Here is a 23,149-nt window from a genome sequence, read left to right as displayed (position 1 = left end):
GTCTGAAAGGAGACCAGAATGCGGATTGTCACCTCAGGCATCGGCCTGCGGGCAGGTCATGTCTTGACCACGCTGAAAGAGGAAATGCCGGAAGCCGAGATCGTCGGCTACTATGACCCCCAGCCCACGCATCTGGAGATGATCGGCACCGACACGCCGCGCTATCCGTCGGTCGAGGCGATGCTCTCGGACGCCAAGCCTGACCTCTACTGCGTCTTCTCGCCGAACGTCTTTCACCTTGATCAGATCCGCCTGGGGCTGGAGGCGGGCGTCCAGGTCTTCACCGAAAAGCCCGTCGTGGTCTCGATCGAGGAAACACTGGAACTCGCCCGCCTCCTGGCGCAACACGGCGGGGTCAACCGCGCGATGGTTGGACTTGTCCTGAGATATTCGCAGCACATGGTCGACCTCCGCGCGGCCATGGCGCAAGGCTGGCTGGGCGACGTCACGTCCCTGGAGGCCAACGAACACATCGGCCCCTACCACGGCGCTTTCTTCATGCGCGACTGGCGCCGCCGCACCGACCTTGCGGGCGGCTTCATGCTGGAGAAATGCTGCCACGACCTCGACATCTACAACATGGTCACCGGCTCCCGCCCCTCCCGCGTCGCGAGCTTCGGGGGGCGCAAATCCTTCGTTCCGGCCAACGCGCCCAAGTCCAACGCCGAGGCCGAAATCTTCCACGTCAAGAAATCCGTCTGGGAATCCACCGACGATCCCTTCCTGTCGGACGGCGACATCATCGACTACCAGACCGCAATCCTGCAGTACGAAACCGGTGCCAGCCTCGCCTTCCACACCAACCTCAACGTCCCGGACGAACACCGCCGCTTCTGCGTCATGGGCACCCACGGCATGGCCGAAGGCGACTTCGTCCGCGGTTTCCTGAAGATCACCGCCCGCGACGGCCGCCGTCTCGCCGACCACGACTACACCCAAGGCACCGCGATGAAGGGCGCGCATTACGGCGCCGACCAGCTGATGTGCCGCGACATCACCGCCTACCTGCGCGGCGAAGCCGAAAGCCTCCCCGTCTCGATCCTCGACGCGATGGAAGCCGGCATCGCCGCCATCGCGCTCGACCAGGCCCGCACCACCGGCCAAGTCGTCGACCTTACCGACACATGGTCCCAGCTTGACGCCCACAGGCTCCGCCAATGATCCAGCCCACGACCTTTCGCACCGGCCCGGACCTCCCCGCCGAAGGCTCGCGCGTGGTCGCACAGCGCGCTCTGACCTCGCTTCCAATCCGCACTCCCCCAACCTTTCATCTTTGCCCAAATATCCCCGCGGGAGGCTCCGAACGCACCGCTGGCGCTCCCGCAAGCCAACCGCGCCCCCTCTCCCCGAAGACCCTCCCCATCGAAAGGTGTGGGAGGGCGACCGCGCGAGCCGCCCGATGACCGCCCTTCCCCCCGACGCAGGCCAGCACATGGCGCGCGAGATCGCCGAGGCCCCGTCCGTCTTCGCAGCCTCCGTCGCGCAACCCGTCTCGCTCCCCGACCTCAGCCACCTCCGCGCGATCTACACTGTCGCCCGCGGCTCCTCCGACGCCGCCGCCAACATCCTCTCCTATGAACTGATGCGCGAGACCAGGCTTCCAGTGACCTCCCTCCCTCCCTCGATCTTCTCCGTGGGCCAAGGCGTCCGCCTGACCGATGCCGCCGTTCTCGTCGTCAGCCAATCCGGCGCCTCCGACGACCTTGTCCGCTCTGCCCGCGGTGCCAGGGCCAGTGGCGCCACCGTCCTCGCCCTGACCAACGCCCCCGCCAGCCCGGTCGAGGCCGAAGCGCATGCGACCCTGACCATCGGCGCCGGACCCGAGCTTGCCGTCCCCGCCACCAAATCCGTCGTCGGTGCCATCGCCGCCGGGATGGCCCTCCTCTCGGCCCTCGTCCCCGCCTACGCGCCCCGCGCGCAGGCCTCCGCCCAGGGCATCGCCGCGCTTCGGGGCAAAGAACTCCCCCAGACCAAAGCCCTCCTCGCCGCCCTCCTCCGCGCCTCCCACGTCTTTGTCATCGGCCGCGATACCGGCTTCGGCGCTGCCCAGGAACTGGCACTGAAACTCAAGGAATGCTGCGCGCTTCATGCCGAGGCCTATTCCAGCAGCGAGGTCCTCCACGGCCCCCTGCAACTGGTTACGAACCCCCTCCTGATCCTGATCCTCGACACCGAACAGGCCGACGTGCAGCCCAGTCTCGACACCGCCGAGCAGCGCTTCCGCGCGGCGGGGGGCAGCGTCTTCCGTCTGCGCCCGTCCGAGGCAGGTGCCACGGACCTCACGCCCGCCGCCGCCGCCGCGGCACTCCTCTGCCTGACCTACCCCCTTGCCCTGCAAACCGCGCTCGCCCTCGGCCACGACCCAGATCGCCCCGCCACCCTTTCCAAGGTGACGCAGACGACATGAACCGCCCCCGTCCTTTCACCTGGCTCCAAATATCCCCGCCGGCGGCATCGCCGAGCCGGTTGCGCGCCCTTCGCGCGCAGAGGCGAGACAAAAGGCACGCGCGGAACGCGCTCATTTCCCTTGCCTACGCAGAAGACCCAAGATGACCGATCTCACCCGCCACGCCACCTTCCGAGAAATACTCGCCCAGCCCGACATATGGCGCGACTGGGGTGCGACGCTTGCTGTCGCCGACTTGCGGCAATGGGTGGCCAGCACCGGCACAACCGAAGTCTGGTTCTGCGGCGCCGGCACCTCCGCCTACATCGGCGACATTCTTGCCGCGGGGCTGGAAGGCCAGCCCGGCCCCCGCTTCCGCTCGGTCCCCACCACCGACATCGTCGCCCGCCCGCGCGCCTACCTGACCGGCGCGCCAAAACTCGTCGTCAGCTTCGGGCGGTCCGGCAACTCCACCGAATCCATCGGCCTCCTCGACGCGCTCGATGCGCTGGCCCCGACCTGGCCCCGCCTGAACATCACCTGCAACAGCCAGTCCACTCTCGCCACCCGTCCCGGCGCGAATGTCATCACCCTGCCCGAAGCCACTCACGACCAGGGCTTCGCGATGACTTCCAGCTTCTCCACCATGCTCCTGACCGCCGCCGCCATCTTCGACACCACCCTCCCGGCATATCAGACCGCCCGGCGCTTCGCCGCCCTCGCCGATGCCCTGCGGACTCTCCTGCCCCACTTCACCGCCCAGGCCGCAACCACCCGCCACCCCGCCCGCGCCGTTTTCGTTGGCTCCGGTCCCCTCGCGTTCGCCGCTCGCGAGGCTGCCCTAAAGGTCATGGAGCTTGCCGCAGGGCAGATTCCCGCCCTCTGGGACTCGACCCTGGGCTTCCGCCACGGCCCGAAAAGCTTCACCGTGGGAGAAACCGACTTCTGGCTCTTTCGCTCCCATGATCCCCACACCCGCGCCTATGACGACGACCTCCTGGCCGAGCTTCGCACCCAATTCCCGCACAGCACCATCGCCGCCCCCGAGATCCCGCAGCACTACGGAGATCTCTGGGCCGCCCCCCTTTACGTCGCCCTCGCGCAGATCCTCGCCGTCACCTGGTCCGACGCGCTTGGGCTCAATGTCGACGACCCCTTCGCCGGCCAGGGCACTCTCACCCGCGTCGTCTCGGGGGTAAAACTCCACCCGGTGAAACCATGATCGCTGCCGGAATTGACCTTGGCGGCACCAAGATCGAGGCGCAGGTCTTCGCCGCGGACTGGTCGCTTTCCACGCGTCAGCGCTGGCCCACGCCGAAGGACTACCCCGCCCTCGTCGCGGCAATGGCAACGGCCATCCGCTGGGTTGAGACTCACGGGACCGCCCCAATCGGCATCTCCGCCGCGGGCCTTATCAACCCCAGAACCGGCCTCGCCCTCACCTCGAACCTCTCCGCCACCGGGAAACCCTTCCCGCAGGACATCGCACAGGCAGCAGGCCGTCCAATCGCCTGGATCAACGACTGCCGTGCCCTGACGCTTTCCGAAGCCACCCTTGGTGCCGCGCGGGGCGCCGACCCGGCCGTCGGCCTGATCCTCGGCACCGGAGTCGCGGGGGGCGTCGTCACCGGGGGCCGCCTTCTGCCATCCCCAGCCCAGACGGGGGGCGAGTTCGGCCACTTCGCCCTCGCCGCCCCGCCCATCGCCGCCCACGGCCTGCCCATCCTGACCTGCGGTTGCGGCCGCCTGGGGTGCGTCGAGACCTACCTCTCCGCCCCCGGCCTCGCCCGCATCGCCGCCCACGTGAGCGGCGCACAGCACACCCCCGAAACCATCGTTGCGGATCGCGCCACCACAGCCGCCTTCGCCAAGGCCTGGGACATCTGGCTCGACCTTGCCACCGAATTCCTGATCAACCTCTGTCTCACCATCGACCCCGAGGTGATCGTGATCGGCGGCGGCCTCTCCCGCGTCCCGGGCCTGACCGAGGACCTCACCCGCCACCTCGCCAAAGCCTCCCTCGGTGGTTTTCCGATCCCGGCGATCCGCCTGGCGGAAGGGGGTGACGCCAGCGGTGCTCGCGGGGCCGCCCTCCACGCCTTGAACGAGGCCCTACATGCCTGACCTTGCCCGGATCATCGCCCTGAACCGCGCAGGCGCAACCGTCGCCATCCCGTCGGTCTGCACCGCCCATCCCGATGTTCTCGAAGCCTGCCTTGCCCTTGCCGAAACCCTCGACCAGCCCATCGTGGTCGAGGCCACCTCGAACCAGGTCAACCAGGACGGCGGATATACCGGCCTGAAACCCGCCGACTTCATCCGCTTCGTCACCGACATCGCCACGCGCGCCAAGGTCTCGCAATCCCGCATCCTCTTCGGCGGCGACCACCTCGGCCCGCAGGCCTGGCGCAAGCTGCCCGCCGATGCCGCCATGCAGAAGGCGCACCAGATGGTCGCCGACTACGCTGCCGCGGGGTTCACCAAGATCCACCTCGACTGCTCCGAGGGCTGCGCCGGCGAATCCGCCCAGCTTGCCGACGCCATCACCGCCACCCGCTCCGCCGCCCTCGCCGTCACCGCCCGCAAGCACGCCCCAGACCCCGCAAAGCTCCTCTTCGTGATCGGCACCGAGGTCCCGCCCCCCGGCGGCGCCCGTACCGACGACCACGGCGACATCCCCCCCACCACGCCCGAGGCGGCCAGGGCCACGCTCGCTGCTCACCGCGACGCCTTTGCCGCGGCAGGAATTCCCCTCGACCAGATCGGCGGCCTCGTCGTCCAGCCCGGCGTCGAGTTTTCGCCAATGGAAGTCCACCACCTTCCCCTCGACCGCGATCCCGGCCTCCTCTCCGCGCTTGAAGATTGGCCGCGCCTCTGCCTCGAAGCCCATTCGACCGACTACCAGCACCCCCGGGCCTATCCGCGCCTTGCGGAACTTGGCTTCGCCTTCCAGAAGGTCGGCCCCGCCCTGACCTACGCCTGGCGCGAGGCGCTTTACGCCCTGGACACGATCCGCGCCCAGAACGGCTGGGCAACCGGCCCCTCGCTGCCCGACACGATGGAAGCGGTGATGCTGGCAAACCCCGCCTACTGGCAGGGCCACATCCACGGCACCACCGCCGATCCCAGAACCGAACGCCACTTCGGCCTTGCCGACCGCATCCGCTACTACTGGCCATCCTCCCAGGCGCAGGCAGCGGTGGACGCTCTCCTCGGCGATCTTGCCGACAAGCGCCTTCCCGACCCGATGCTCCTGTCACATTTCGGCGCGGACGAGATTGCCACCGCCCGCGCCAGCCACTATCCCCTGCCCCGCGCGCTGGCCCTGGCCCGGGTGCAAACCGCCCTCCGCCCCTACTTCTTCACGGGACCCCGGTCATGAGTGCCAAACCCGACCTTTGGCTGATCCCCGACGCGATCTTCGACGGCACCCGCCTCCGCCCCGGTGCCGCGCTTGCCGTGGCCGAGGGCCGCAGCCTGCATCTTGCCGAAACGCCCCCGCCCGGCGCGCCCGTCCGCCGCATCAAGGGCACTCTCACCCCGGGCTTTCTCGACCTGCAGGTCAACGGCGGCGGCGACGCGCTCCTGAACAACGACCAGTCGCCGGAGGCCTTGCACCGGATGGCCGCCGCCCATCGCCGCTTTGGCACTGTCGGCATCCTGCCCACCGTCATCACCGACGCCCCCGAGGTCCTGGCCCGCGCGGTCGAGGCTGTGCTGGCCGCGCAAGGTGAGCCGCAGCCGAACCGCAGCCTCCTCGGCCTTCATATCGAAGGCCCGCATCTCTCGATCCCCCGCCGCGGCACCCATGCCGCCGAATGGGTGCGTCCCTTCGACGACACCACCTTCGCCCATATCCAGCGCCTTCGCGCCGCAGGCCTCTTCGTCAAGATCACCCTCGCCCCGGAAAGCGCCACCCCGCAGGACGTGGCCCGGATCGCTGGAACCGGCGCAATCGTCTCCATTGGCCACTCAGACGCCACCGCCGACGACACCCGCGCCCTGCTCGACGCTGGCGCCACCTGCTTCACCCATCTCTTCAACGCCATGTCGCCGATGCTGAACCGTGCCCCCGGCGTTACCGGTGCCTGCATCAACTCCACCGCCTACGCAGGCATCATCTGCGACGGCATCCACGTCGCAGACGAGATGGTCGGCCTGGCGATCCGCGCACGCCCCGTTCCGGGCCGGATGTTCCTCGTCTCGGATGCGATGAGCACAGTGGGCGGCTCCGACCACCTGCGCCTTTACGGCCAGGACGTCTGGCTGAAGGACGGCCGCCTGGTGAATGCCGAAGGCTCGCTCGCAGGCGCACATGTCACGATGGCCGAAGCCCTCCGCCGCCTGATCACCGTGGTTGGCGTTCCCCCGGAAACCGCCCTCGACATGGCCAGCGCGGCGCCGGCCCGGCTGCTGAACCGCCCCGATCTCGCCACGCCCGAGGGCCGCGACCTCGCCGACCTCCTCCTCCTCGACGCCGACTGGCAGGTCAGCGCCACTCTGGCCGACCACCTCGCCATCCAACCGGCCTGAGCTTCATCTTTGTGCAAATATCCCCGCCGGAGGCTCCTCCGCCAACCGCGAACACCACAGCCCCTGGACCTCCCCACCCCGAGGAGGAGGGCACAAGCCCAACGACGAGACAAAAGTCTCAGCGCTCGATTCGGTAGCCGTCCTGAAACGAGGGCGTTACGGCCCGTAGACCGTCACCTGCGGCAGTTCGGTCAGCGACAGTCCCAGTGCCTGGAACGCAGCAAGCGACAGAAGTGCTGCGCCCGTGTCCGGCCGCAACTCGACCGCCAGCGACTTGCCCGCCGCCGTGACGATCCGGCCCTGGGCCTTGGTCTTCACCAGCGCAGACGACAGCCAGATCCCCTGTTCCGCAGGCGGACCCAGTGCCACGACGACACGGCCCAGCTCCCGCTCCCCGCCCGAAGCCGGGGCCGCTAGTGCTGCGGCCTTTTCCTCGGCCGTGGTCTTGTCCAGCGCCTCCGCACTTGCCGCCCGGGTCGCACCCAGAACGCTCGTGGACACCGCTGGGGCGAACTCCGTCGCCGGTTGCGGCTTGGCCGGACCGGTGACGCCTCCCGCCGGGGCATCCTGCTGGAAAAGGGCACAGCCCGACAGGGCCAGCGCGAAAGGAAGAAGAAGGGCAATCTGTCTCATGGTCGTAGCCTAACCCGCCGCTCCCGACCCCGCAATTGCCGCTCTCGCACTTGTGCACCCCTCCGCGCAGGCCTACCTTCCTTGCATGACCCCGCTCATTGATCCCTTCGCCCGCGCGATCAGCTACCTGCGCGTCTCGGTCACCGACCGCTGCGACTTTCGTTGCACCTATTGCATGTCGGAACACATGACCTTCCTGCCGAAGGCCGACCTCCTTTCGCTGGAAGAACTTGACCGTCTCTGCTCCACCTTCGTGCGCTTGGGAGTCGAGAAGCTGCGGATCACCGGGGGCGAGCCTCTGGTCCGCAAGGGAATCCTTACGTTCTTCGAGGCAATGTCGCGCCACCTTGAAACCGGTGCGCTCAAGGAACTGACGCTGACCACCAACGGCAGCCAGCTTGCCAAATTCGCCCAGCCGCTCGCCGACCTTGGCGTCCGACGCGTCAACGTCTCACTCGACACCCTTGATCCGGCGAAATTCCAGCAGATCACCCGCTGGGGCCGCCTGCCTCAGGTCCTGGACGGGATCGAGGCAGCCAAGGCCGCGGGCCTGAAGGTCAAGATCAACGCCGTCGCCCTCAAGGGCTTCAACGAGGACGAGCTTTTCTCCCTCCTCGACTGGTGCGCCCGCGAAGGCCACGATCTCACCTTCATCGAGGTGATGCCGATGGGCGAGGACATGACCGCCAACCGCCTCGACCAGTACTGGCCCCTGAAGGACCTCCGCGCCCGCCTGGCCGAACGGCTGACCCTCACCGACCTCACCGAACGCAGCGGCGGCCCCGCCCGTTACGTGCGGATCGAGGAGACCGGCCAGAAGGTCGGCTTCATCACGCCGTTGACCCACAATTTCTGCGAAAGCTGCAACCGCGTGCGACTGACCTGCACGGGCGAGCTCTACATGTGCCTCGGCCAGGAAGACATGGCCGACCTCCGCGCGCCCCTCCGCGCCAGCCCCGACGATGCGATCCTGGAACAGTCGATCCGCGCCGCAATCGCCCGCAAGCCCAAGGGCCACGACTTTGACTACAGCCGCCAGAAGGTCGCGGGGCAAATGACCCGACACATGAGCCACACCGGCGGCTGACGCTTCCCGGCCTGCAAGATCCGCGCCACCGTGCCGGGGAAACGGGCGCAAGATTGTCTACCCCATTGCTGGCGGCCAGCAGACCCACCGTGTGGACTGCCGAACCCGCGCCCATATGCCTACCCGCCTCCTGCGCAGGGTCTTGGGCGCGAAGCCAAGCCCGACCCTCCACGTCGAGGCTTCTACGGCGGCGCGCTTCCGGTTCGCCATCGCTTCAGGACATCCTCGAGATGCTGAAACTCGGCGTCCAGCGCTGCTTCCCGATAACGGTCTCCGTCAAAAGCCAGATCCGGGCAGCTCGAGGATGGACATTGCTGGAAGCCAAGGGAAGAAGATCCGGCCGTTGAAACTTGCCGATGGCTTCTCAACATCCGCAACCGGCTGGATACCTCCCACCGCCCGCGATTGGCCGCACCGAACGCAATTGCAACAAACCCCGCAAGCTGGGCATTTGGATCGCCCGCCACCACACCTTGCACGGGCAGGATCACCCGGGACCGCCACATCTCCGGTACTTTCGCCGCCCGGATCAAGGCCGCCGGCCGGACCGGCATCCATCTCCAGCCACAGCCTGATCCCTGCGCAGGGTGGGCGACGCGCCCACCTTCCCTACTTCGTCAAGATCAGCTTGCCCGCCCGCGTGATCCGCAGGCTGTAGACCTGTCCGTCCAGCACGATCCGCGCCAAACTGCCGCCCTCGGTCAGCGCCCGCGCATCATGGACCGGACTCGCATCCACCGTCAGCCAGGGGTCAACATAAGCGTTCATTTCCCGCCCTCCATCCGCGCGATCAGGGCTTCCAGCATCGCCCCGGGGAAAAGCCCCGCGGCCGACAGCAACGCTTCCAAGATATCGCCCCGCAGGGCGTGACGTTCCGGCATGATGACTCCAGATGACCGATCCACCGGGCGGACCCGAACCGGGCTGGCTAGGTAATTCCGATATCCTTACTAAAACGCTCAACCATGTCAATCCCATTCCACCGGCCCACATTCCACTGGCCCCGCCTCCGCGAACCGCTATCCTGCCACCCGGAACCGATCATGACCCAAGACCAAGCCGGCAGTCTCCTCTCCCTTCCCCCGCCGCAAGTGCCCGCCACGGTCCTTGCGGCGCTGGTCGAAACCCATTGGGGCCTGACCGGCACCCTCCACCCCCTCACCTCCGAGCGTGACCAGAACCACCGCCTCGACACCCCCGCGGGTCAGTTCACCCTGAAACTCGCCAATCCCGCCGAGCCCGCCGCGCTGACCGCATTCCAGACCGAAGCCCTCCGCCACGCCGCAGCGCACGCCCCCGACCTGCCCATCCCCCGGGTGATCCCTGCAACCGATGGCCGCACGATCATCCCGACTGGGGACGGAGCCCTCCGTCTTCTCACCTGGCGGCCCGGCACGCCCCTCGCCCACCTTCCGCGAACCCCTGCGCTTGCCGCAGCAATCGGCAGCGCCCTCGGCAGACTTGACGCCACCCTCGTCGGCTTTGACCACCCAGCCGCAGACCACCACCTCCTGTGGGACATCCGCAACGCCTGCGACCTCGCCCCGCTGACCCCATCGCTCCCGGACGACCTGAAGCCCCGCATCACCAGCTTCCTCGCCCACTTCAGCACCACGACCGCCCCCGCCCTGGCGCGGCTGCCGCGCCAGGTGATCCACGGCGACTTCAACCCGCACAACCTCCTTGCCGACCCCGCCGATCCGACCCGCCTCACTGGCATTCTCGACTTCGGCGACATGACCCTGTCCCACCGCGTCTGCGACCTCGCCGTCGCCGCCTCCTACCTGATTGACCCCACAGATCCGGCAGCGCTGCTGGTTCCGCTCACCCAGGCTTACCACCAGGCCAACCCGCTGAGCGCGGACGAGATCGCGCTTCTGCCCGACCTCATCACCGCCCGGCTGGTGACCACCCTGACGATCTCCGCCTGGCGCGCCGCCCGCTATCCCGGGAATGCATCCTACATCCTGCGCAACGCCCCGACTTCCCGCGCCGGTCTGGATGCCCTGACCGATCCGCGAACCCTTGCCGCCACGCTTCTCCGCGCCTGCGAAAGCCAGAACCCATGACCCGCCAGACCACGATGCTGAACGCCTATACCCCCGGCCGCGGGCATCTTTCCCCGCAGGATGAAGCCCTGGCCCACCGACGCACTGGCGCGCTAGGCCCGGCCTATCGCCTGTTCTACGAGACGCCGGTGCATCTGGTCCGCGGCCAGGGCGTCCACCTCTACGACCCAGACGGCAACGCCTACCTCGACTGCTACAACAACGTCGCCTCCGTCGGCCATTGCCACCCCCGGGTGGTGGAAGCCCTGGCGCAGCAGGCTGCCACCCTCGCCACCCACACCCGCTACCTGCACGACGGCATCCTTGCCTATGCCGAGCGTCTCCTCGCCCTCTTCCCGCCCGACCTCAGCCACGTGATGTTCACCTGCACCGGGTCCGAGGCGAACGACCTCGCCCTCCGCATCGCCCGCGCGGCCACCGGTGGCACGGGGGTCATCGTCACCGACAACGCCTATCACGGCGTCACGCTCGCCACCGCCGAGATGTCGATGTCGATCGGCCCCGCCGTCGCCCCCGGCCCCACGGTGTTCCCGATCCTCGCCCCATCGGCGCAAAACTACCCGCAAGGCATCGCCGCAGGCTTCGCCGCCGCGGTTTCGGACGCCTGCGACAGGATGGAGGCGCAGGGCCTGAAACCCGCGCTCCTGATCGTCGACACCATCTTCTCTTCCGATGGCGTCTACCCCGACCCCGAGGGCTTCCTCGCCCCCGCCGCCACCGCGATCCGCGCCCGGGGCGGGCTCTTTCTCGCCGACGAGGTCCAACCCGGCTTTGGTCGCACCGGCAGCCACTTCTGGGGCTTCCAGCGCCACGGCGTGATCCCCGACATGGTCTCGATGGGCAAGCCGATGGGCAACGGCTACCCGATGGCAGGCCTCGTCCTCAAACCCGCAACCATCGCCGAGTTCGGCGCGAAGGCGCGTTATTTCAACACCTTCGGCGGCAATGCCGTCGCCGCCGCTGTGGGCCTCGCCGTCCTGGATGTCATCAATGACGAGGCGCTGCAGCAGAACGCAGTCACGGTCGGAGCCGCCTTCGCCGCTGGTCTCCGCGACCTCGCCCAACGCCACGACGCTTTGGGCGAAACCCGGGCCGGCGGCCTTTTCATCGGGCAGACTATCCTGACCGACGGCCAGCCCGACCCGGCCCGCACGGCCCGACTGGTGAACAGCTTGCGCGAAAACCGCATCCTGATCAGTTCGACCGGTCCGAAGGGCGACAGCCTCAAGATCCGCCCGCCGCTTCCCTTCAGCGGCGCCCACGTGGACCAGGTCCTGACGACCCTCGACCGCCTGCTGCCTATGCTCTAGGCACGGGCAACCCCCGTCCGGCGTGGACGTGATAGGCCTTGGTGACGATCTGCCAGCGGCCCGTGGCATCGGGGCGGTCCTTCACCATGACCAGATAATCGGTGAAATCGGTCCCGAAACAGGTGTCGGTCAGCTTCGCCACCGCCACCGTCCCCGTCACCTCGATCGACAGAAGCTCCGCGATGATGGGCGAGCCTGACGGCGCGGTCTCCTCATCCTTTATCCAGGCGATGAACTCCTTTAGCGGGAAGAATTCGTAGACATCGGCGAAATGCCCGACCTGCAGGGCGTCCGGGTGAAAGGCCCGCCGCAGCTTCGCCTCGTCTCCCCAGCACATCCCCTCCAGGTAGTCCACGACCACCGCCCGCACCGCATCATGCTCCGCACCACAGGCCATCCGTCCCTCCCTTGTGACCATGGGTCAGAATGCACCGACCCAAACCAGCCGCAAAGCCTTTCATCTTTGCCCAAATATCCCCGCCGGAGGCCCAGACCGGGTCAACCTGACCCGGGGATGCACGCGGGCGCCCCCGTCCGCCGAGGAGGAGGGCGCAAGCCCCGACGACGAGACAAAAGACCTGCGCGTCAGCGCTCCATGCGAAAAGTGCCCGTCGTCGGCAGGATCAACAGGTCAAGAGATTCCGACCGCCTACAGGCAAGTCCTTACGGAAAGACGGACATCGGAAACTGTGCGCCGTGGACAGATCAGCCCAGGGAATATCCCGCGCCCCGCACCGTGCGCACAGGGTCGGCCCCACCATGCAGCATCAGGCTCTTCCGCAGCCGCCCGACATGGACGTCCACCGTCCGGGTATCGACATAGATGTCACGGCCCCAGACCAGGTCCAGCAGCTGCTCTCGGGAAAACACCCGCCCCGGCCGCTCCATCAGCGTGACCAGCAGCTTGAACTCCGTCGGTCCCAGCTTCAGCACCTTCTCGCCCCGGTAGACCCGGTGGCTTTCGGGATCCAGCCGGATATCCTCGTGCTCCAGCACCACCCCCGCCGTCGAGGGCCGCACCCGCCGCAACTGCGCCCGGGCCCGCGCCATCAGTTCCAGCACCGAATAGGGCTTGATCACATAGTCGTCCGCGCCCGTTTCCAGCCCCCGGATCCGGTCAACCTCCTCGGCGCGCGCCGACAGCATGATGATCGGGATGCCCCGCGTCTCAGGCCGCATCTTCAGGCGGCGGCAGACCTCGATCCCGCTGACCTTCGGCATCATCCAGTCCAGGATGATGATGTCGGGCTCCTCCTCGTCGACGAGGACCATCGCATCCTCGCCATTGTCGGCCTGGGTCACTGCAAAGCCCTCGGCTTCCAGGTTGTAGGCCAGGACTGTCCGCTGCGCCGGTTCGTCCTCGACCAGCAGAACCCTCGGTTGCCCACCCTTGGCCATCGTCAGGCTCCCGATCCGGTGCTGTCGACCTTGGGCCGTTCGTCCTCGGGCAAGGAACCCGTGACCAGGTAGATCACCTGCTCGGCCACCGCCGTCGCGTGATCGCCCACCCGCTCGATGTTCTTGGCGATGAAATGCAGGTGCATGCAGGGCCCGATGGTGCGCGGGTCCTCCATCATGTGCGTCAGGAACTCGCGGAAGATCGAGTTGTACATCTGGTCGACCTCGCGGTCCCGCGCCCGCACATCCTCCGCCAGCTTCAGATCGCGGCGGATATAGGCGTCCAGCGCGTCAGTCAGCATCTGCACCACCGCCTTGGCCAGCCGCCGGATCGAGGCCGAGGCCCCCGGCACCGGCGCCATCTGCGCCAGAGCGGCCGTCCGCTTGGCCAGGTTCTTCGCGTAATCCCCTGCCCGTTCCAGCGCCGCGGCGATCTTCATCACGGTCAGCACCGTGCGCAGGTCGCCCGCCGTGGGACCGCGCAGCGCCAACAGAAGCGCGCAGCGGGTGTTGATCTCGTCCTCCAGCGCGTCGATCGCCTTGTCCCCGGCACGGACCCGGGCCGCAAGATCCTCGTCCCGGGTGTCCAGCGCCTCGGCCGCGTCCAGAAGAGCGGCTTCAACAAGCCCGCCCATCCGCACGACCAGGGCCTGAGCGGCCTCGAGGTCACGGTCGAAGGCGGTCAGGATATGAGCGGTGTTCATGGCGGTCTCCTTAGCCGATCCGGCCGGTGATATAGGCTTCGGTGCGGGGGTCCTTCGGGTTGGTGAATATCTGCGGAGTATCGGCATATTCCACCAGGTTCCCCAGATGGAAGAACGCCGTCTTCTGGCTGACCCGCGCGGCCTGCTGCATCGAATGGGTGACGATCACCACCGAGAACTGGCTGCGCAGGTCGTCGATCAGCTCCTCGACCTGTGCCGTCGCAATCGGGTCCAGCGCCGAGCAGGGTTCGTCCATCAACAGGACCTCCGGCCCCGTTGCCACCGCCCGCGCGATGCAAAGCCGCTGCTGCTGGCCGCCCGAAAGCCCGGTGCCGGGCGCGTCGAGCCGGTCCTTGACCTCGTTCCATAGCGCGGCCTTCCGCAACGAGGCTTCGACGATCTCGTCCAGCTCGGCCTTGTTGCGGGTCAATCCGTGGATCTTCGGGCCATAGGCCACGTTGTCATAGATCGACTTGGGGAAGGGGTTCGGCTTCTGGAACACCATGCCGACCTTGGCACGCAGTTGAACGGGGTCGACGCGCGGATCGTAGATGTCCTCGCCGTCCAGCAGGATCTTGCCCGTCACCCTGGCCGAGGGGATCGTGTCGTTCATCCGGTTCAGGCAGCGCAGGAAGGTGGACTTGCCACAGCCCGACGGGCCGATGAACGCCGTCACCGCCCGGTCCAGAATGTCGACCGAGACATCCTTCAGCGCATGGCTCTGTCCGTAGTGAACCTGCACTCCGGACGCCGTTATCTTCGTCGTGGTGGCCGCAAGGTTTCCGGTCGTTCCGCGCATGTCGTCCATCGCCCGCTCCATGTCCGCCGCATCAGGCAGCCCGCTTCTGCCGCTGTAAGTCGGCCCGGTGAAGCCTATGCGACGGTTCTGTAACAGTCCAATGACAGTCGGCCCCGGCTGGGCGTCACGTGCCGGTGATCACGCCCGCTCTTGCGGCGCGACGGGCCACGTCGCAGTCTGCAGCCAACCTGCCCGGAGGCCCGACCTTGACCGAACGCCCGCCCTATCGCTGGCCCGACCCCGACCGCGACTATGCCAACGGAGCCTTCATTCCCGGCGCCGCGGGGTATCCGCCGCGCTGGACCGAGGTGGCGGCAGGGTTCCGGCAGGCGCTGGGAAAGCGGGCCGACCTGGACCTTGCTTACGGGTCGTCGCCACGGCAGAAACTGGACCTCTTTCTGCCCGAAGGCGCGCCGAAAGGCGCGGTGATCTTCGTTCACGGCGGGTATTGGCACCTGTTTTCAAAGGCGCACTGGTCGCATCTGGCGGCTGGCCCGCTGGCGCGGGGGTATGCGGTGGCGATGCCAAGCTATACCCTCGCCCCGGCTGCCCGGATCGCCGAGATGACGGCCGAGATCGCGCGGGCCTGCTGGTTCGTCGGGACCCGGGTTCAGGGGCCGATGGTGGTGACGGGCCATTCGGCCGGGGGGCATCTTTCGGCCCGGATGGGTTGCGCCGACATTCCGGTCCCGGTGGCGCGGGTGGTGCCGATCTCTCCCTTGGCGGAACTGGGGCCGCTGATGGCGACCGAGATGAACGCGACGCTGAAGATCGACGCGGGCGAGGCGGCGGCGGAAAGTCCGGCGCGGCACCCGCTGCGGGACGGGGTCAGCGCCCATATCTGGGTCGGAGCAGAGGAGCGGCCGGTCTTCCTGATGCAGGCCCGCCTTCTGGCCGAGGAATGGGGCTGCCCCTGGACGGCCGATCCGGGGCACCACCATTTCAGCGTGATCGACGGGCTGGCCGACCCGGGTTCTGCCCTGTGCAGGGTGCTGCTGGACGGGCTCTAGCCGGGTCTGCCCGCGGTGGACATTTTCGGATTTCCCTGACGATCCAAGGGCTTGGCCGTGGGCGTTAGGGATTTGTTAAAGGGTTCCGATGACGCTCGTCGTGGACTTCGTCCCTCCTCGCTGCACCCCCGCGAGGAGAAGACGAAGTCGCACGAGGAGCAGTCGGTCAGATCAGCATCGCCTCTTCCGCACGCCGCGCCTCGGCCTCACGCTCGGCCTCGATCCGGGCGCGCCGACGCCGCTTCATCTCGTAGATCAGCGCAAGGGCCAGGGTCAGCACGATCAGAAGGAAGGCCAGCGCGTTGATCTTCGGCGTGATACCGGAACGGACCTGACTGAAGACATAGACCGTCAGCGTCGTCTCGTTCGCCTTAGTGAAAAGCGTGACGTTGAAGTTCTCGATCGACTGGAAGAAGGCGATGGCCGCCGAGGCCAGGATCGCCGGATAGAGATGCGGCAGCAGGATGCGCCGCAGGACCTGGCCGTGGTTCGCACCAAGGTCCAGCGCGGCTTCCTCCAGCCCCGGATCGAAGCTTTGCAGCCGCGCAAGGACCAGAAGCATCACATAGGCCGCGATGTAGCTGACCTGACCCAGTATCGCCAGATGCAGGCCGCGCCCGAAAAGGAAGAAGTCATCCGCCCCGGTGGACCGGCCCAGCTGGTTCCAGAACAGCACCGTCGAAATGCCGATGACCAAGCCCGGCGCCAGCACCGGCGCGACCATGAAGCCGTACAGCGTGGCGCGGTACTTCCCCGAGATCGAGTTCAGCACGATCGCCGCCGCCGTCCCGATCGGGACCGCCAGCGCGACCACCGCCAGTGCGACGAGGATCGAGTTCAGGAAAGCCCCCCACAGGGTCTGGTCGGCCCAGAGATCGCCGAACCAGGCCCAGGTGAAGCCCTTCCAGGGGGCAATTGTGGGCAGCTTGCTGTCGTTGAAGGCGGCCCCGGCCATGACGGCCAGCGGCACCAGCAGATACAGCACGAAAAGCGCGAAGTAGAGGTGACCAAGGATGGCGCGGTTCCGGCTCATTTGGCGATATCCGACAGTTTGACCCGGAAGAGGCGCATCATCAGGATCACGAAGACGATGCAGGCCAGCAGGAAGATCATCGAATAGGCGGCACCCGTGTTCCAGTCGAGCGCATCGTTGAACCAGGTGTAGATCGTCTGCGGGAACCAGTTCGCCTTGGTCGAGCCGACGACCGTCGGCACCAGCAGCGAGCCCGCCGACAGCATGAACACCATCACGCAGCCCGAGGCGATGCCGGGTTTGGCGTGCGGGATCACCACCCGCCAATGCGTGCGCCACCACGGACTGCCAAGGTCTTCGGCCGCCTCGATCTGGTTGGTGTCCAGCGAGGTGATCGCCGTGTAGATCGGGAACAGCATGAACAGCACGTAGCAATAGGTCAGCACGATCACGATGGCATCGTAGGAGGTGAAGATGCCGTTCTGCCAGCGGATGCTTTCCTCGATGATCCCAAGCCCCTTCAGTGCCGCGTTCAGCGGGCCGTTGAAGGTCAGGATCACGTACCACGCGAAGGCCCGCAGCGCCTCGGACACCCACATCGGGATGAAGAGCAGCAACAGCAGCGTCGGGATCGACCGCGGGCTGGCGATCTTGGCCAGGTAGTAGGCCAGCGGATAGGCGAAAACGAGCGTGAAGAACGTCACCAGCGCCGAGAAGAACACGGTATCGAGGAAGGTCAGGACATGGATCGGCAGCGTGACCGGGATGCCGAAGATCGTGGATTCAAATCCGTTGTCCAGGATCTTGCTGTAGTTCGCGAAGGAATAGACGTCCTTCGGTCCGCCCACCTCGACCACCGGCAGATAGGGGCGGAAGCTTTGCTCGAACATGGCGAAGTTCGGCAGAACGATGAGCACAAGGATCCAGAAGGCGACCAGAAGACAGAAGACCGAAGTCAGCCCGGTCCCGTAGCGGCGAAGAAGGTCCTGCATGGCACTACCCCCGGACGTTCGCGTCAGGCAGCAACAGGGCCCGCGCGGCGTCGAAGGTCGCATAGACCTTGTCACCAAGCGCCGGCACCGGCGTCACCCCGTCGTTGCGCACTTCGGCCGAGATGGCCTTGCCCCCGGCCGCATGGCCGTGGACCGAGATGAAGGCTCCCTCGAAAGCCACTTCCGTCACCTCGACCTCGACCGAGTTCTCGGAGCCCTTGGTCGGGGCCAACTTCGTGTGTTCGGGCCGGACGTAAAGCTTGAGCGGCTTGCCCTCCGCCTCGGGGCGGATGCGGGCGCGGAAGCTGCCATGCGGGCCGGTCAGTGCCGCCATGCCATCGGCGACCGGGCCAAGGCTGCCCTCGAAGATGTTGTTCTCGCCCACGAAGCTGGCGACGAAGCCATTGACCGGGTTGTCGTAGATGTCGCGCGGCTCGGCGATCTGCTGGATGCGGCCCTGGCTCATGACGCCGACGCGGTCGGACATTGCCAAGGCCTCGCCCTGGTCATGGGTGATGTAGATGAAGGTCACGCCGGTCCGCTTCTGGATGGCGCGCAGTTCCGCCCGCATGTGCTGGCGCAGCTTCAGGTCCAGCGCCGACAAGGGTTCGTCCAGCAGCATCACCTGCGGTTCGACCGCAAGGGCGCGGGCAATCGCGACGCGCTGCTTCTGGCCGCCGGACAGTTGGCTGATCATCTTGTCCGCCGCCCCCGGCAGGTCGACAAGCGCCAGCAGTTCCTCGGCCTTCTTCCGGCGCGTGGCCTTGTCGACGCCGCGCACTTCCAGGCCGAACGAGATGTTCTCCCAGATCGGCATCAGCGGGAAAAGTGCCAGGTTCTGGAAGATCAGCGCCGTCGGTCGCTGGTTCGGGCGCTGGCCCCTCATGTCCTTGCCGCCAATGCGGATCGCACCCTGCGTCGGTTCGATGAAGCCCGAAACCATCCGCAAGATCGTGGTCTTGCCGCAACCGGACGGCCCGAGGAACGAGAAGAACTCGCCCGGCTTTATCGAGACGTTGGCATTGTCGACGGCCCGGAAGGTGCCGAAGTCGCAGCAGACGTTATCCAGATCAATTCCCGCGCTCATGTCGCGTGGTCCCCCTGACAGTCATTCTTTTTGTTGCAGGCTAACAGGCCGCCCGTCCCCTGCAATGGGTATCGCCAGTTTGCGCCGGACAATGGGTCCAAACCGACGTGCCGCTGCCTGAAAAACGCACGCCGGGCCATTTCGGGCCCGGCGTGGTCACTTTAGGTCCGCACTCAGGCAGCCAGATCAGGCCGCCTTGTACTTGTCGGCATACTCCGCGCGCTTGGCGAGGAACTCGGCCGACTGGTCGGGCCACCACCACAGCTTGGACAGCGCTTCGTCGTTGAAGGTGCCGTTGTAGTAGGTCGCGACGTCCGGGTTCATCAGGTCCGACGCGCCCTTGCCCACCGGGTTGGACGAGAAGGCCGAGGCCCAGCCCGCAGCACCCTCGGGGGTGGAGACGTACTTGACGAACTCATGCGCCTGCTCGACGTTCGCGGCGTTCTTCATCAGCACGAAGCCCTGGTGCCAGGCGAAGGCGCCCTCGACCGGAGCGACATAGGCATAACCGTCGTTGCGCAGGTTGAAGCCGGTCGAATCCCAGCACAGGCCCACGGTCGCGCCGTTCGCGGTGAAGCCGGCATTGGCCTCGTTCTCGCCCGACCACCACTGCACGACGCTGCCCTTGGCCTTGATCGCCTCGGCCAGCGCGATGTCCCACAGTTCGGTCATCGCGGCCATGTCAGAGTAGCCGTCCATCCACGGACGCGGCAGCTTGCCGGTCGCGTCCAGCCAGCGGCCCATCGCGGCAAGTGCCGAGTGCGGGCGCACGACCGAGGGGTTCTCGGGGTTGAAGAGGTCGCCCAGCGACGGCGGGGTCGACAGCTTGGCGCTCGCGGTGTTGACCACCAGCGATTCCGTGCCCCAGTTCGACGGGACGTACTTGAGCGCGCCACCGGGACGCGAGCGTTCGCCAGCCGCACCATCGGCGAGACCCGGCAGGTAGTTGTCCATCGCCAGCTTCGATTCGTCCCAGGCACCCAGAAGGCCGTTGGTATCCCAGGCACCGACGCGGTCGATGGTCGGCTCGATCACGTCGATCCCGCCGGCGTCCAGCGCAACCTTGCCCTCGGCGAACATGGTGTCCTGGTCGGGCAGTTCCTTGAAGTTGACGGTGATTCCGGTGGCGGCGGTGAAGGCCGGGAAGACCTTCTCGGCCAGCGCCGGATAGCCGGCCCAGCCGGTGAAGTTGATCTCGCCCGACGAGGCAAGCGCCTTGGACGAGATGATCGCCGGAGCGGCGAGAAGCCCCGCGCCTGCGGCGGATCCTTGCAGGAACCGGCGGCGGCTGAAAGCGGAAGTCGTTTGTTTCAAGTTAGTCTCCCTGGTTGATGGCAGAGGTGCGGGCTGTCCCCGAGTGTTCTGGTTGTTTGCGGACGCGCACTGCCATCCTGATAGCAGCCCCGGTGTAACAGGACCTTGTCAGACTGGAAGAAGCACCCCCGGCGCGGAACCTTACTCTGCCTTCCGGTAGGCATGTCAACGGCGCAATGCGCGCATACAACCGAAGGTGAGTGCGCTCTGCAGGCGCAACCGAAAACTGGACAGAAAACGGCTTTGGCAGCCGGGCTTGGTGCCCGAATCAGGGGCTAGGTCGTCCCGGCCCCGACGTCCGCCTGGGCCACCGCCACCGACTTCAGCACCGCGTGGACCGCAAGCCCCGGCGCAAGGTCCAGCGCCTGCGCCGAGCGCCGGGTGACGCGGGCCAGAAGGAACTCGCCACCAAGGTCCAGCCGCACCAGCACCCCGGGCCCCTGCCCGTCATGCAGGGTGGCGACGGTTGCGGGCAGGATGTTCAGCGCCGACAGCCCCTCGGGTCGGCCCCGCGACAGGATCACGTCCTGCGCGGCGATCCGCACCCGCAGCGCGCGGCCGATTTCACCCGCGACATGCGGCAGCCAGAGCGGTCCCGCCGCCGTCTCCAGCCGGGTCAACCCATCGCCCTCCTGCGCCACGATCCGCGCGGTCAACACCGCCCCGGCATCGCGCAGGCCCATCAGCGCTGCAGTGCCGGGGTCCGACAGGATCTGGGCCGCAGGGCCGAACGCCGCCACCTGCCCCGCCTCAATCAGGACGATGGTGGTGGCCAGCCGCGCGACTTCGGACACCGAGTGGCTGACATAAAGTATCGGCAGCCCGGTCTCGTCCCGCAGCGTCTCGATATAGGGCAGGATCTCGGCCTTGCGGGCATCGTCCAGCGCGGCAAGCGGCTCGTCCATCAGCAAAAGCCGGGGTTTCGCCAGCAGCGCCCGGCCGATGGCGACCCGCTGCCTTTCGCCCCCGGACAGCGTGCCGGGCCGTCGGTCCAGAAGCCCGCCGATGCCAAGAAGCTCGACGATCCGGTCCAGCCCGTCTGGCCGCTGACCGCGGATGCGGGCGGCATAGGTCAGGTTCCGCGCCACCGTGAGATGGGGGAACAGCCGTGCGTCCTGGAAAACATAGCCGATCTCGCGCTTGTGCGGCGGCAGATCGTGCAGCGCCACTCCGTCCAGCACGATCCGCGCCGCATCGGGCCGCAAGAGGCCCGCCACCGCGTTTACGATGCTGGTCTTGCCCGACCCCGACCGCCCGAAAAGACAGGTCAGCCCGCCCGGCAAGGCCAGGTCAACCTCCAGCCGGAAGTCGGCAAACCGGTGCGCGATGCGAATCTCCAGCGTCATCAGCCGGCGATCCTTCGCGCCACGCGACGCGACAGCCATTCGGACAGCGCCAGCGCCAGCATCGCAACGGCGACCGAGATCAGGACCAGCACCAGCGCCGCGCGGTCGCCCCCCGGCACCTGCAGAAAACTGTAGATCGCCGTGGGCAGGGTCTGGGTCTGGCCAGGGATGTTGGCGACAAAGGTGATCGTCGCACCGAACTCTCCCATCGCCTTGGCGAAGGCTAGGACCGCGCCCGCGATGACACCGGGCAGGATCAGGGGCAGTGTGACCGTGGCAAAGACCTTCGGGCGCGAGGCGCCAAGCGTCGAAGCCGCTTCCTCCAGCTTGGGATCAACCGCCTCGATCGCCAGCCGGATCGCCCGGACCAGAAGGGGAAAGGCCATGACCCCGGCAGCCAGCGCGGCCCCGGTCCAGCGGAAGGCGAAGGTGAAACCGAACCAGTCCCACAAGGTCGCCCCGATCCAGCCCTGTCGGCCGAAGGTCAGCAACAGAATATAGCCGGTCACGACCGGCGGCAGGATCAGCGGCAGGTGGACGAGCCCGTTCAGAAGCCCATGCCCCGGAAAGCGCCAGCGCGCCAGCGCATAGGCGACGAACACCCCCAGTGGCAGGCTGACCAGCGTTGCCACCAGCGACACGCGCAAGGACAGAGCCAGCGCGGTCGCGGCTTCGGGAGGGAGCCAGTCAGTCATGCCGGGACGCTGCCATGCGGGGTGGCGTCACGGCAAGGTCAGGAAGCCGTTGGCCCGGAAGACCGCCTGCGCCACAGGGGTGGACAGGTGGTCCAGAAAGGCCTTGGCCTCGGGCCCCGCATCCTTCGTCAGCGCAGCGGGATAGACGATGGGCTGATGGCTCTCGGTCGGGAAGGTGCCGATCACCGAGACCCCTGTCTCGGCCACCGCATCCGAGGCATAGACGATCCCTAGCGGCGCCTCTCCCAGGGCGACAAGGTGCAAGGCGGCGCGGACGTTTTCGGTCTGTACGACGCTGGGCTCCACGGCGGGCCAAAGACCCAAGCTGGTCAGCGCCTCCTTGCCGTACTGCCCGGCGGGGACCGCATCCACCAGCGCCATCGACAGCCTGCCACCTTCCAGAAGTCCAGAGAGGTCGATGTTGCCGTCAATTTTCACCGGCTTCGCTTGCCCATGCGCCACCAGGATAAGCTGGTTGCCCAGAATGTCGCGGCGGGTGTCTGTTCGGATCAGCCCCATGTTCTGCAACTCGTCCATCCAGTCCTTCGACGCCGACAGGAAGATATCGGCCGGCGCACCCTCGGCGATCTGTTTCGCCAGCGCGGGCGTGCCGCCATAGGACAGCGTCACCTGGGTGCCGGTCTGGCCTGTCCAGCCCGCCGCGATCTGGTCCAGCGCCGTCTTCAGGCTGGCTGCGGCAAAGACCGTGACCTCGGCCGCCGCCGTCTGGGCCAACAGGATCAGCGCAAGGGCGGAACGGGCAAGGCGGCGCATGGGGTCTCCGATATGTCCGCCGGAACATATGGCTGCCCG

At 67.2% G+C, this 23,149-nt stretch carries 23 protein-coding genes; 10 read left to right on the top strand and 13 right to left on the bottom strand.

Going from position 1 to position 23,149, the window contains the following annotated elements; translation table 11 throughout:
- Positions 1-18: 18 nt before the first annotated feature.
- The 6 genes from Q0C42_RS10370 (at position 19) to nagA (ending at position 6,919) form a co-directional block, all read left to right on the top strand.
- A complete protein-coding gene (locus Q0C42_RS10370; protein WP_295074907.1) occupies positions 19-1,161 on the top strand; it encodes a Gfo/Idh/MocA family oxidoreductase in 1,143 nt (380 codons plus the stop codon).
- 238 nt (positions 1,162-1,399) lie between these two features.
- On the top strand, positions 1,400-2,407 hold the full coding sequence (locus Q0C42_RS10365; RefSeq protein WP_295074904.1) for an SIS domain-containing protein: 1,008 nt from the start codon (positions 1,400-1,402) through the stop codon (positions 2,405-2,407).
- A 142-nt stretch (positions 2,408-2,549) separates the two neighbouring features.
- Positions 2,550-3,608, top strand: a complete 1,059-nt coding sequence (locus tag Q0C42_RS10360) for an SIS domain-containing protein (RefSeq protein ID WP_295074901.1) — start codon at positions 2,550-2,552, stop codon at positions 3,606-3,608.
- On the top strand, positions 3,605-4,510 hold the full coding sequence (locus Q0C42_RS10355; RefSeq protein ID WP_295074899.1) for an ROK family protein: 906 nt from the start codon (positions 3,605-3,607) through the stop codon (positions 4,508-4,510). Before Q0C42_RS10360 ends, Q0C42_RS10355 begins: the two co-directional genes overlap by 4 nt.
- Positions 4,503-5,768 carry a class II D-tagatose-bisphosphate aldolase, non-catalytic subunit gene (locus Q0C42_RS10350; RefSeq protein WP_295074896.1) on the top strand — a complete coding sequence of 422 codons (1,266 nt, stop codon included), beginning with the start codon at positions 4,503-4,505 and terminating at the stop codon, positions 5,766-5,768. The genes Q0C42_RS10355 and Q0C42_RS10350 overlap by 8 nt, the downstream gene beginning before the upstream one ends.
- Positions 5,765-6,919: an N-acetylglucosamine-6-phosphate deacetylase gene (gene nagA / locus Q0C42_RS10345; protein ID WP_295074893.1), complete on the top strand. Its 1,155-nt coding sequence runs from the start codon at positions 5,765-5,767 to the stop codon at positions 6,917-6,919. The genes Q0C42_RS10350 and nagA overlap by 4 nt, the downstream gene beginning before the upstream one ends.
- A gap of 156 nt (positions 6,920-7,075) precedes the next feature.
- Here nagA and Q0C42_RS10340 read toward each other — a convergent pair whose 3' ends face one another.
- Positions 7,076-7,552: a D-galactarate dehydratase gene (locus tag Q0C42_RS10340; protein WP_295074890.1), complete on the bottom strand. Its 477-nt coding sequence runs from the start codon at positions 7,550-7,552 to the stop codon at positions 7,076-7,078.
- Positions 7,553-7,637: 85 nt separating this feature from the next.
- On the opposite strand from Q0C42_RS10340, the gene moaA reads away from it, so the two are divergent.
- Positions 7,638-8,639: a GTP 3',8-cyclase MoaA gene (moaA, locus tag Q0C42_RS10335; RefSeq protein WP_295074887.1), complete on the top strand. Its 1,002-nt coding sequence runs from the start codon at positions 7,638-7,640 to the stop codon at positions 8,637-8,639.
- Between the two features lie 609 nt (positions 8,640-9,248).
- Here the strand turns inward: moaA and hemP are convergent.
- The gene (hemP, locus tag Q0C42_RS10330; protein WP_295074885.1) at positions 9,249-9,407 is read right to left on the bottom strand and encodes a hemin uptake protein HemP; all 159 of its coding nucleotides are present in this window, start codon (positions 9,405-9,407) and stop codon (positions 9,249-9,251) included.
- Positions 9,408-9,682: 275 nt separating this feature from the next.
- Here hemP and Q0C42_RS10325 point away from each other — a divergent pair, with 275 nt between their 5' ends.
- Together Q0C42_RS10325 and Q0C42_RS10320 are read left to right on the top strand one after the other, a co-directional pair.
- Positions 9,683-10,708: a phosphotransferase gene (locus Q0C42_RS10325; RefSeq protein WP_295074882.1), complete on the top strand. Its 1,026-nt coding sequence runs from the start codon at positions 9,683-9,685 to the stop codon at positions 10,706-10,708.
- Complete coding sequence (locus tag Q0C42_RS10320) at positions 10,705-12,018, top strand: aminotransferase class III-fold pyridoxal phosphate-dependent enzyme (RefSeq protein ID WP_295074879.1); 1,314 nt, start codon at positions 10,705-10,707, stop codon at positions 12,016-12,018. Before Q0C42_RS10325 ends, Q0C42_RS10320 begins: the two co-directional genes overlap by 4 nt.
- On the opposite strand, the gene Q0C42_RS10315 is transcribed toward Q0C42_RS10320, so the two are convergent.
- From Q0C42_RS10315 to pstB, 4 genes are all read right to left on the bottom strand, one after another.
- Positions 12,008-12,415, bottom strand: a complete 408-nt coding sequence (locus tag Q0C42_RS10315) for a nuclear transport factor 2 family protein (RefSeq protein ID WP_295074876.1) — start codon at positions 12,413-12,415, stop codon at positions 12,008-12,010. The two genes, Q0C42_RS10320 and Q0C42_RS10315, sit on opposite strands and share 11 nt — an antisense overlap.
- Positions 12,416-12,723: 308 nt before the next feature.
- Positions 12,724-13,416: a phosphate regulon transcriptional regulator PhoB gene (phoB, locus tag Q0C42_RS10310; protein WP_295074873.1), complete on the bottom strand. Its 693-nt coding sequence runs from the start codon at positions 13,414-13,416 to the stop codon at positions 12,724-12,726.
- A gap of 2 nt (positions 13,417-13,418) precedes the next feature.
- Entirely contained in the window at positions 13,419-14,120 is a 702-nt protein-coding gene (gene phoU / locus Q0C42_RS10305; RefSeq protein ID WP_295074870.1) for a phosphate signaling complex protein PhoU, read from the bottom strand.
- Positions 14,121-14,130: 10 nt separating this feature from the next.
- Positions 14,131-14,928: a phosphate ABC transporter ATP-binding protein PstB gene (gene pstB / locus Q0C42_RS10300; RefSeq protein WP_295074867.1), complete on the bottom strand. Its 798-nt coding sequence runs from the start codon at positions 14,926-14,928 to the stop codon at positions 14,131-14,133.
- Positions 14,929-15,125: 197 nt separating this feature from the next.
- On the opposite strand from pstB, the gene Q0C42_RS10295 reads away from it, so the two are divergent.
- Positions 15,126-15,929, top strand: a complete 804-nt coding sequence (locus Q0C42_RS10295) for an alpha/beta hydrolase (RefSeq protein ID WP_295074864.1) — start codon at positions 15,126-15,128, stop codon at positions 15,927-15,929.
- A 166-nt stretch (positions 15,930-16,095) separates the two neighbouring features.
- On the opposite strand, the gene Q0C42_RS10290 is transcribed toward Q0C42_RS10295, so the two are convergent.
- The 7 genes from Q0C42_RS10290 to modA all read right to left on the bottom strand — a co-directional run bounded on the left by Q0C42_RS10290 (position 16,096) and on the right by modA (position 23,110).
- Positions 16,096-16,962: an ABC transporter permease gene (locus tag Q0C42_RS10290; RefSeq protein ID WP_295074861.1), complete on the bottom strand. Its 867-nt coding sequence runs from the start codon at positions 16,960-16,962 to the stop codon at positions 16,096-16,098.
- Positions 16,959-17,894: an ABC transporter permease gene (locus Q0C42_RS10285; RefSeq protein ID WP_295074858.1), complete on the bottom strand. Its 936-nt coding sequence runs from the start codon at positions 17,892-17,894 to the stop codon at positions 16,959-16,961. Before Q0C42_RS10285 ends, Q0C42_RS10290 begins: the two co-directional genes overlap by 4 nt.
- A 4-nt stretch (positions 17,895-17,898) precedes the next feature.
- A complete protein-coding gene (locus Q0C42_RS10280; RefSeq protein ID WP_295074855.1) occupies positions 17,899-18,981 on the bottom strand; it encodes an ABC transporter ATP-binding protein in 1,083 nt (360 codons plus the stop codon).
- A 186-nt stretch (positions 18,982-19,167) separates the two neighbouring features.
- Positions 19,168-20,295, bottom strand: coding sequence for an extracellular solute-binding protein (locus tag Q0C42_RS10275; RefSeq protein ID WP_295074852.1), 1,128 nt, complete (start codon positions 20,293-20,295; stop codon positions 19,168-19,170).
- 275 nt (positions 20,296-20,570) lie between these two features.
- On the bottom strand, positions 20,571-21,641 hold the full coding sequence (gene modC, locus Q0C42_RS10270) for a molybdenum ABC transporter ATP-binding protein (protein ID WP_295074848.1): 1,071 nt from the start codon (positions 21,639-21,641) through the stop codon (positions 20,571-20,573).
- The gene (gene modB, locus Q0C42_RS10265) at positions 21,641-22,336 is read right to left on the bottom strand and encodes a molybdate ABC transporter permease subunit (protein ID WP_295074845.1); all 696 of its coding nucleotides are present in this window, start codon (positions 22,334-22,336) and stop codon (positions 21,641-21,643) included. Before modB ends, modC begins: the two co-directional genes overlap by 1 nt.
- A gap of 27 nt (positions 22,337-22,363) precedes the next feature.
- Positions 22,364-23,110, bottom strand: coding sequence for a molybdate ABC transporter substrate-binding protein (gene modA / locus Q0C42_RS10260; protein ID WP_295074842.1), 747 nt, complete (start codon positions 23,108-23,110; stop codon positions 22,364-22,366).
- Positions 23,111-23,149 lie beyond the last annotated feature (39 nt).

Source organism: Tabrizicola sp., assembly GCF_022842145.1.
Classification (GTDB): domain Bacteria; phylum Pseudomonadota; class Alphaproteobacteria; order Rhodobacterales; family Rhodobacteraceae; genus Tabrizicola.
This window is presented reverse-complemented; position numbering and strand designations above follow the sequence as displayed.

Bases quoted from the DNA above. Each gene is read 5' to 3' on its own strand.
- nagA (WP_295074893.1), top strand. From the start codon at position 5,765: ATGAGTGCCAAACCCGACCTTTGGCTGATCCCCGACGCGATCTTCGAC.
- Q0C42_RS10340 (WP_295074890.1), bottom strand. From the start codon at position 7,552: ATGAGACAGATTGCCCTTCTTCTTCCTTTCGCGCTGGCCCTGTCGGGC.
- pstB (WP_295074867.1), bottom strand. From the start codon at position 14,928: ATGGACGACATGCGCGGAACGACCGGAAACCTTGCGGCCACCACGACG.
- Q0C42_RS10320 (WP_295074879.1), top strand. From the start codon at position 10,705: ATGACCCGCCAGACCACGATGCTGAACGCCTATACCCCCGGCCGCGGG.
- moaA (WP_295074887.1), top strand. From the start codon at position 7,638: ATGACCCCGCTCATTGATCCCTTCGCCCGCGCGATCAGCTACCTGCGC.
- Q0C42_RS10370 (WP_295074907.1), top strand. From the start codon at position 19: ATGCGGATTGTCACCTCAGGCATCGGCCTGCGGGCAGGTCATGTCTTG.
- hemP (WP_295074885.1), bottom strand. From the start codon at position 9,407: ATGAACGCTTATGTTGACCCCTGGCTGACGGTGGATGCGAGTCCGGTC.
- phoB (WP_295074873.1), bottom strand. From the start codon at position 13,416: ATGGCCAAGGGTGGGCAACCGAGGGTTCTGCTGGTCGAGGACGAACCG.
- modC (WP_295074848.1), bottom strand. From the start codon at position 21,641: ATGACGCTGGAGATTCGCATCGCGCACCGGTTTGCCGACTTCCGGCTG.
- Q0C42_RS10365 (WP_295074904.1), top strand. From the start codon at position 1,400: ATGACCGCCCTTCCCCCCGACGCAGGCCAGCACATGGCGCGCGAGATC.
- phoU (WP_295074870.1), bottom strand. From the start codon at position 14,120: ATGAACACCGCTCATATCCTGACCGCCTTCGACCGTGACCTCGAGGCC.
- modA (WP_295074842.1), bottom strand. From the start codon at position 23,110: ATGCGCCGCCTTGCCCGTTCCGCCCTTGCGCTGATCCTGTTGGCCCAG.
- Q0C42_RS10325 (WP_295074882.1), top strand. From the start codon at position 9,683: ATGACCCAAGACCAAGCCGGCAGTCTCCTCTCCCTTCCCCCGCCGCAA.
- Q0C42_RS10280 (WP_295074855.1), bottom strand. From the start codon at position 18,981: ATGAGCGCGGGAATTGATCTGGATAACGTCTGCTGCGACTTCGGCACC.
- Q0C42_RS10290 (WP_295074861.1), bottom strand. From the start codon at position 16,962: ATGAGCCGGAACCGCGCCATCCTTGGTCACCTCTACTTCGCGCTTTTC.
- Q0C42_RS10360 (WP_295074901.1), top strand. From the start codon at position 2,550: ATGACCGATCTCACCCGCCACGCCACCTTCCGAGAAATACTCGCCCAG.
- Q0C42_RS10315 (WP_295074876.1), bottom strand. From the start codon at position 12,415: ATGGCCTGTGGTGCGGAGCATGATGCGGTGCGGGCGGTGGTCGTGGAC.
- Q0C42_RS10285 (WP_295074858.1), bottom strand. From the start codon at position 17,894: ATGCAGGACCTTCTTCGCCGCTACGGGACCGGGCTGACTTCGGTCTTC.
- Q0C42_RS10355 (WP_295074899.1), top strand. From the start codon at position 3,605: ATGATCGCTGCCGGAATTGACCTTGGCGGCACCAAGATCGAGGCGCAG.
- Q0C42_RS10350 (WP_295074896.1), top strand. From the start codon at position 4,503: ATGCCTGACCTTGCCCGGATCATCGCCCTGAACCGCGCAGGCGCAACC.
- modB (WP_295074845.1), bottom strand. From the start codon at position 22,336: ATGACTGACTGGCTCCCTCCCGAAGCCGCGACCGCGCTGGCTCTGTCC.